Origin of the sequence: Pseudomonas sp. HTZ2, from assembly GCF_033173945.1 — a bacterium.
GTDB classification, from domain to species: Bacteria; Pseudomonadota; Gammaproteobacteria; order Pseudomonadales; family Pseudomonadaceae; genus Aquipseudomonas; species Aquipseudomonas guariconensis.
Window position 1 is genome coordinate 5,307,948 of sequence record NZ_CP137332.1, and the last position, 6,130, is coordinate 5,314,077.

The 6,130-nt window shown below is 59.0% G+C and carries 9 protein-coding genes, 1 pseudogene and 1 other annotated feature; of the genes and pseudogenes, 4 read left to right on the top strand and 6 right to left on the bottom strand.

Annotation, left to right across the window (positions count from 1 at the left end):
• Positions 1–127 precede the first annotated feature (127 nt).
• From R6G97_RS24785 to R6G97_RS24800, 4 genes are read right to left on the bottom strand one after another with little or no spacing between them, the layout of a single operon-like run.
• Positions 128–694 (bottom strand): hypothetical protein, encoded by a 567-nt coding sequence (locus R6G97_RS24785; RefSeq protein WP_317847663.1) that lies wholly within the window; start codon positions 692–694, stop codon positions 128–130.
• Entirely contained in the window at positions 691–969 is a 279-nt protein-coding gene (locus R6G97_RS24790) for a hypothetical protein (protein ID WP_317847664.1), read from the bottom strand. Before R6G97_RS24790 ends, R6G97_RS24785 begins: the two co-directional genes overlap by 4 nt.
• Positions 966–1,259 (bottom strand): hypothetical protein, encoded by a 294-nt coding sequence (locus R6G97_RS24795; protein WP_317847665.1) that lies wholly within the window; start codon positions 1,257–1,259, stop codon positions 966–968. Before R6G97_RS24795 ends, R6G97_RS24790 begins: the two co-directional genes overlap by 4 nt.
• On the bottom strand, positions 1,234–1,632 hold the full coding sequence (locus R6G97_RS24800) for an HNH endonuclease (protein WP_317847666.1): 399 nt from the start codon (positions 1,630–1,632) through the stop codon (positions 1,234–1,236). The genes R6G97_RS24795 and R6G97_RS24800 overlap by 26 nt, the downstream gene beginning before the upstream one ends.
• Positions 1,633–1,813: 181 nt before the next feature.
• Here R6G97_RS24800 and R6G97_RS24805 point away from each other — a divergent pair, with 181 nt between their 5' ends.
• Entirely contained in the window at positions 1,814–2,113 is a 300-nt protein-coding gene (locus R6G97_RS24805; RefSeq protein WP_038409478.1) for a hypothetical protein, read from the top strand.
• Positions 2,114–2,136: 23 nt separating this feature from the next.
• Here R6G97_RS24805 and R6G97_RS24810 read toward each other — a convergent pair whose 3' ends face one another.
• Both R6G97_RS24810 and R6G97_RS24815 read right to left on the bottom strand, forming a co-directional pair.
• A complete protein-coding gene (locus tag R6G97_RS24810; protein ID WP_023661461.1) occupies positions 2,137–3,018 on the bottom strand; it encodes an IS3 family transposase in 882 nt (293 codons plus the stop codon).
• The gene (locus R6G97_RS24815) at positions 3,009–3,236 is read right to left on the bottom strand and encodes a transposase (RefSeq protein WP_317847667.1); all 228 of its coding nucleotides are present in this window, start codon (positions 3,234–3,236) and stop codon (positions 3,009–3,011) included. Before R6G97_RS24815 ends, R6G97_RS24810 begins: the two co-directional genes overlap by 10 nt.
• Before the next feature lie 17 nt (positions 3,237–3,253).
• Positions 3,254–4,003, bottom strand: a sequence feature (16S ribosomal RNA rRNA prediction is too short).
• A gap of 245 nt (positions 4,004–4,248) precedes the next feature.
• On the opposite strand from R6G97_RS24815, the pseudogene R6G97_RS24820 reads away from it, so the two are divergent.
• From R6G97_RS24820 to R6G97_RS24830, 3 genes and pseudogenes are all read left to right on the top strand, one after another.
• Positions 4,249–4,998: pseudogene (locus tag R6G97_RS24820) on the top strand (elongation factor Tu); the annotation flags it as partial.
• A 10-nt stretch (positions 4,999–5,008) separates the two neighbouring features.
• The gene (locus tag R6G97_RS24825; RefSeq protein WP_317847668.1) at positions 5,009–5,800 is read left to right on the top strand and encodes an inverse autotransporter beta domain-containing protein; all 792 of its coding nucleotides are present in this window, start codon (positions 5,009–5,011) and stop codon (positions 5,798–5,800) included.
• Positions 5,760–6,130, top strand: a 371-nt coding sequence (locus tag R6G97_RS24830) for an inverse autotransporter beta domain-containing protein (protein WP_317847669.1), incomplete at its 3' end; no start/stop codon positions are given. The genes R6G97_RS24825 and R6G97_RS24830, both read left to right, overlap by 41 nt.

Below are 6,130 nucleotides of genomic sequence, written 5' to 3' on the forward strand. Positions count from 1 at the left end.
TTTCATCGTTGAGCCCTGGCCGGTGCACCCCATCCTCCGGCACCACCAGGAGCCGTTCCAGTAGGTCATGCGCGCTTTCATGGTCGCGGGCCTTTGTAGATCAGGTAGGCCATGTAGGCGAGGGCGATCATGGCGCCACCTGCTTACTGTAGCCGGCGTCGATCATCGCCTCGATCACCTGCCGGGAAACTGCCTCTGCGGGGATATCGCCCCGGAAAGACTCAAGCGTTCTTGCTATGGCAGTGTGAGCGTTACGGAGCTTGTGCAGACGCTCATCCGCGGCGATCTGCTCGGGCGTGCGGGCAGGCCGGAAGGAAACTTCCAGCCCAAAGTGGGCCCACTCATCACCCGTTTCTTCTAGGCACATGATTTTCTTGTGACCGTGGGCGGTGACCGTGACGCGCTGCCAACTGCTTCCTTCATTATCATGGAACCTTCGTTCGCACACCGTTCCTACTGGTGGGAGTCCTGTGCCGTCCCATTGCCCAGGGCGGGGCGTGATGTACTGCACCTGGCCCCGGGTGAAGTTGTGCCGGTGATCGCCGGTGCCGCCGCCGTAGGGATAGGCGCGATCCTCGGCGCCGACCACGGCGTACTGGTCCATGCTGAGCCACACTTCGGTGATACCGTGGTGGGCGACCAGGCCGTGGCCTTCTGCCCACTCGGGCGCCTTGCTCCAATCGATCTTGCTCACAGTTCATACCTCTCATCAATCCAGCGCTCAGGCGCCAGAGCGGGTGTAGGTTCGGGTTGGGTTTCGTGCGGGGAGAGCTGGCGCTCGTTTCCGTCCTGGTCCGGGCCGCGCAACATCCAGTCGGGTATGCAGCTGAGTCCGCCGGCGTTCCCTGCGGCATATTTCCAGCAGGTAACTGATCGCTTGTCGTCGTGGAGCACATCTATGCTCGGCGTAAGCTGCTCCGCGCTGGCGCCGGTGGCCAGCAGCAGGAGGCAGAGGGCGAGGCGGTTCATGGCTGAACCTCGGCGTTGTAGCGCTTGTAGTCCTCGCCGAACTCCCAGCAGTAGGTCGCCGGCCATGCGCCACGGGTACCCTTTGGCACGATGTTGTACATGCGGTCGTAGGTGCCGCGGCCCTGGGTTGTCTTGATCCAGACATGCTCAGGGCCACCAAGACACCAGCCAGGGTGATCCGCAACGGCAGCCTTCATGAACTCTTCCAGGTTGTGGTGACCCTTGCTCATGCAGATGTAGGTGTCTTCGCCGACGCTACGTACATCAAGCGGATAGGTTTTGGATGCCATCGTGCTGCACCTTTTCAAAGTGGAAGACGACCTCGGCCCCGGTCTCGGCGATCAAGCCGTAGGCCTTGGCCAGGCGGTAGATGGGGTGGTACTGGTTGAGGCTGTTGACGTGTCCTGCCAGCCAGCGGCGCCAGTCCTCAAGCTGCATGCGGTGCTTGCTCAGGTTGCAGGGCACGCAGGCGGGCATCATGTTGGCCAGGTTGTGGTTGGCTGGCCGGAGGGCCGGGACCGTCTTCGCCGCTTCGCCAGTGTTGCGGACGACTGGCTCGAAATGGTCGGCGTGCCAGCGCTCGCCCAAGGCGTTGCCGCAGTAGGCGCAGCGGCCGCCGTATTTCAGGCGGATCTGCTCACGCTCAGCTTTCTTCAGGCGCACGGGTGCTCCTTGGCCGCCATATCGCGGCAGTGAGTTGTACAAGTGGTTGGGTTCGGTCCAAGAAAATCGGCCGGTGGTCCGATTCAGTTCTCAAACTAGGCTTCCGCGGTTGTGTGCCACCTGGCCTTAGCTATGGTGAGAGTTCACCCGTGGCATACAACTAAAATCGTAGGAGGCCGACATGAGGATTCGCGGTGAAGTTTTCTGGCAATGGGCTGATCCAACGCTTCACCACCGTGCTCACGACGAAACCCTCGGCGATGGAGCGCACATTGATGTTCAGGTGCGCCTGTCTCGAACGGGTAACACGCAGATGTTCATCGGCGTGTATTCGCCAAACGGGTTGGCGATCCACGAAGAGGCTTTCGATTCCCGACCTGGCGAGTCAATGACCAGGGCGCTGGCCTGGGGAGTGGGGCGGGCTCGCCGGATCGCCACCGATACCCAGCCGAAATTCGATAAAGTCGCCTGCTCGAAATAGAGGGGTGAATCGCCCCTGGTTTTCTAGACACTCTCCAAGCTCAGGAAATAGCGTTTCTCATACTCTACTGGAGACAGCTGCATAGCACTGCTGTGTCGGCGTTTAGGGTTATAGAACATCTCGATGTAATCGAAAATATCACTTCGGGCTTCTTCACGGGTTGTGTAGATCTTTCGTCGGATTCGCTCTCGCTTCAAAAGCTGGAAAAAGCTCTCGGCTACGGCATTGTCGTGGCAGTTTCCCCGCCGGCTCATGCTGCTGATTACATTGTTGGCCTTCAAAAAGCTTTTCCAATCCGAGCTACTGAACTGACTGCCTTGATCTGAGTGAATCATAACTTGCTGCTGAGGCTTGCGTCGCCAAACAGCCATCAACATCGCGTCGATAGCCAGGTCGCTGCACATCCTTGGCTTCATTGACCAACCAATTACTTGGCGTGAGAACAGATCCAGCACTACCGCGAGGTAGAGCCACCCTTCATAGGTGCGGATGTAAGTGATATCTGTCACCCAGACCTTGTTCGGCTCACTTACCTTGAACTGCCGCGCGAGGTGGTTGGGCGAGGCCACTGTTGGTTTTCCACCATAGAACCCTGGACGCCGCCGATAGCCCGTTTGAGAACGCAGCCCCTCCGCCTGCATCAAGCGCCTGACTCGATTTCGGCCGCATTCCTCTCCCAGCTCACGCAGGTCATCGTGAATTTTGCGGTAGCCGTATACACCTCCGCTTTCCAGCCAAGCGTGTTTGATCAAGCCAAGCAGACGTTGATCTTCTTTTGCTCGGGCAGATTGAGGCTCGGCCAGCCAGGCGTAATAGCCGCTGGGGTGCACCTTGAGGGTTTGGCAAAGGCGCCGCACCGGGTAATCAGTCGAGTGCTTCTTGATGAAGGCGTACTTCAGCCGCACTCCTTGGCAAAGTACGCGGCGGCCTTTTTTAAGATGTCTCGCTCTTCCGTCACGCGCTTGAGTTCAGCGCGTAGCTTGCGCAGTTCGGCCTGCTGATCGTCGTCTTGCTGACGCTGCTCTTGGGGCTTGCTGTAGACCTTGATCCAGGCGTAAAGACTGTGCACGGACATGCCCAGGCGCTGGGCGACATCGGCGACAGGTTTGCCTTTCTCGGTCACTTGCTTGACCGCTTCGATCTTGAATTCTTCGGGGTAACGCTGACGACTCATGGCACCTCCTATTTGGGCCTCATTATGAGGCTTGGAGGTGTCTACGAAACCAGGGGCGATTCAATACTCTAGCTCGCCAGTTTTGGATGCAGTTCCCAGGTTGAGCCCGGGGCTTTCACATCCAACTTAACGAACCACCTACGCGCGCTTTACGCCCAGTAATTCCGATTAACGCTTGCACCCTCTGTATTACCGCGGCTGCTGGCACAGAGTTAGCCGGTGCTTATTCTGTCGGTAACGTCAAAACAGCAAGGTATTAACTTACTGCCCTTCCTCCCAACTTAAAGTGCTTTACAATCCGAAGACCTTCTTCACACACGCGGCATGGCTGGATCAGGCTTTCGCCCATTGTCCAATATTCCCCACTGCTGCCTCCCGTAGGAGTCTGGACCGTGTCTCAGTTCCAGTGTGACTGATCATCCTCTCAGACCAGTTACGGATCGTCGCCTTGGTGAGCCTTTACCTCACCAACTAGCTAATCCGACCTAGGCTCATCTGATAGCGTGAGGTCCGAAGATCCCCCACTTTCTCCCGTAGGACGTATGCGGTATTAGCGCTCCTTTCGGAACGTTGTCCCCCACTACCAGGCAGATTCCTAGGCATTACTCACCCGTCCGCCGCTGAATCAAGGAGCAAGCTCCCGTCATCCGCTCGACTTGCATGTGTTAGGCCTGCCGCCAGCGTTCAATCTGAGCCATGATCAAACTCTTCAGTTCAATACTGCTTGGGTTTTTAAGAAACCCTAAACTTGGCTCAGCAATCTCAAATGACTATGTGATTTCTCGCATGGCCACTTGTGATGCTGATAATCTTGGCGACGATCAGTCCATACTCACAAGCACCCACACGAATTGCTTGATTCGATTGTTAAAGAGCGATTTGGTTAAGCGCTTTGCTCAACCGAGGCCGCGCATTCTACGCTTTCCTCTAAGTCTGTCAAGCGTTTATTTTGAAGTTTTTTACCGCTCACGTCGAGTACAACTCGAACATTCGTCACTACGCTCACGTTGACTGCCCAGGTCACGCTGACTACGTGAAGAACATGATCACCGGTGCTGCCCAGATGGACGGCGCGATCCTGGTTTGCTCGGCCGCCGATGGTCCGATGCCACAAACCCGTGAGCACATCCTGCTGTCCCGTCAGGTTGGCGTTCCGTACATCGTGGTCTTCCTGAACAAGGCTGACCTGGTAGACGACGCTGAGCTGCTGGAACTGGTCGAGATGGAAGTTCGCGACCTGCTGTCCACCTACGACTTCCCAGGCGACGACACTCCGATCATCATCGGTTCGGCTCGTATGGCTCTGGAAGGCAAAGACGACAACGAAATGGGTACCAGCGCTGTTAAGAAGCTGGTTGAGACTCTGGATGCCTACATCCCTGAGCCAGTTCGTGCCGTTGACCAGCCGTTCCTGATGCCGATCGAAGACGTCTTCTCGATCTCGGGTCGTGGTACCGTTGTTACCGGTCGTATCGAGCGTGGTATCGTCCGCGTTCAGGACGCCCTGGAAATCGTTGGTCTGCGTCCAACCACCACCACCACCTGCACCGGCGTTGAGATGTTCCGCAAGCTGCTGGACGAAGGTCGTGCTGGCGAGAACTGCGGCGTCCTGCTGCGCGGCACCAAGCGTGACGAAGTTGAGCGTGGCCAGGTTCTGGTCAAGCCAGGTTCGGTCAAGCCGCACACCAAGTTCACTGCAGAAGTCTACGTTGGGTGTGGGCGTGCGTCGTTTCAACGATGGCTACATGCTCGGCGCCAACACCTTCTTCGATCACGACCTCTCGCGCAGCCACTCGCGCCTGGGCGTGGGCGTTGAGTACTGGCGCGACTACCTCAAGCTCAGCGCCAACGGCTACCACCGCCTGAGCAGCTGGCGCACCTCGCCGGACCTGGACGACTACCAAGAGCGTCCAGCCAACGGCTGGGACGTGCGCGCCGAAGGCTGGCTGCCGTCCATGCCGCAATTGGGCGGCAAGCTGACCTACGAGAAATACTACGGCAGCGAAGTCGGCCTGTTCGGCAAGGACAACCGCAAGAAAAACCCGCACGCCATCACCACCGGCGTCACCTACACCCCGATCCCCCTGCTCACCTTCAGCGCCGAGCAACGTCGGGGCAACGCCGGTGCCAGCGATACCCAGTTCGGCATGCAGTTCAACTGGAGCCTGGGCCAGAGCTGGAGCAAGCAGACCGACCCAAGCAAAGTCGCCGCCATGCGCACCCTGGCCGGCAGCCGCTACGACCTGGTCGAGCGCAACAACAACATCGTGCTCGAATACCGCAAGAAAGAAGTCATTCGCCACCATCGCCACCCTGCGCAGCCTCAACCCCGGCCGCGACCTCGATACCCTCAAGCCCGGCGATCGCTTGGTCGTACCCTCGGCCGCCGCGCACCCGCTGCCGAAGCTGAACTCGCCCGACCCACAGGCCTCCACCGACGCCCAGGACGAACAGGCCCGCGAGCTCGCCGCCATGGCCAGCGGCACCGGCAACTTCCTCAGCAACAACCCTGACAGCGACGCCGCTGCCGCCATGGCCCGCGGTCTGGCCACCCGCGAGGCCAGCAGCCAGGCTCAGCAGTGGCTCAGCCGCTTCGGCACCGCCCGGGTGCAGATCGATGTGGACGACAAGTTCTCGCTGAAAAACTCCCAGGTCGAACTGCTCGCCCCGCTGCACGACACCCCCGAGCAGTTGCTGTTCACCCAAGGCAGCGTCCACCGCAAGGACGACCGCCAGCAGACCACCCTGGGCCTGGGCGTGCGCCGTTTCAACGACGGCTACATGCTCGGCGCCAATAGCTTTTTGGACTACGACCTGTCCCGCCAACACGCCCGTCTGGGCCT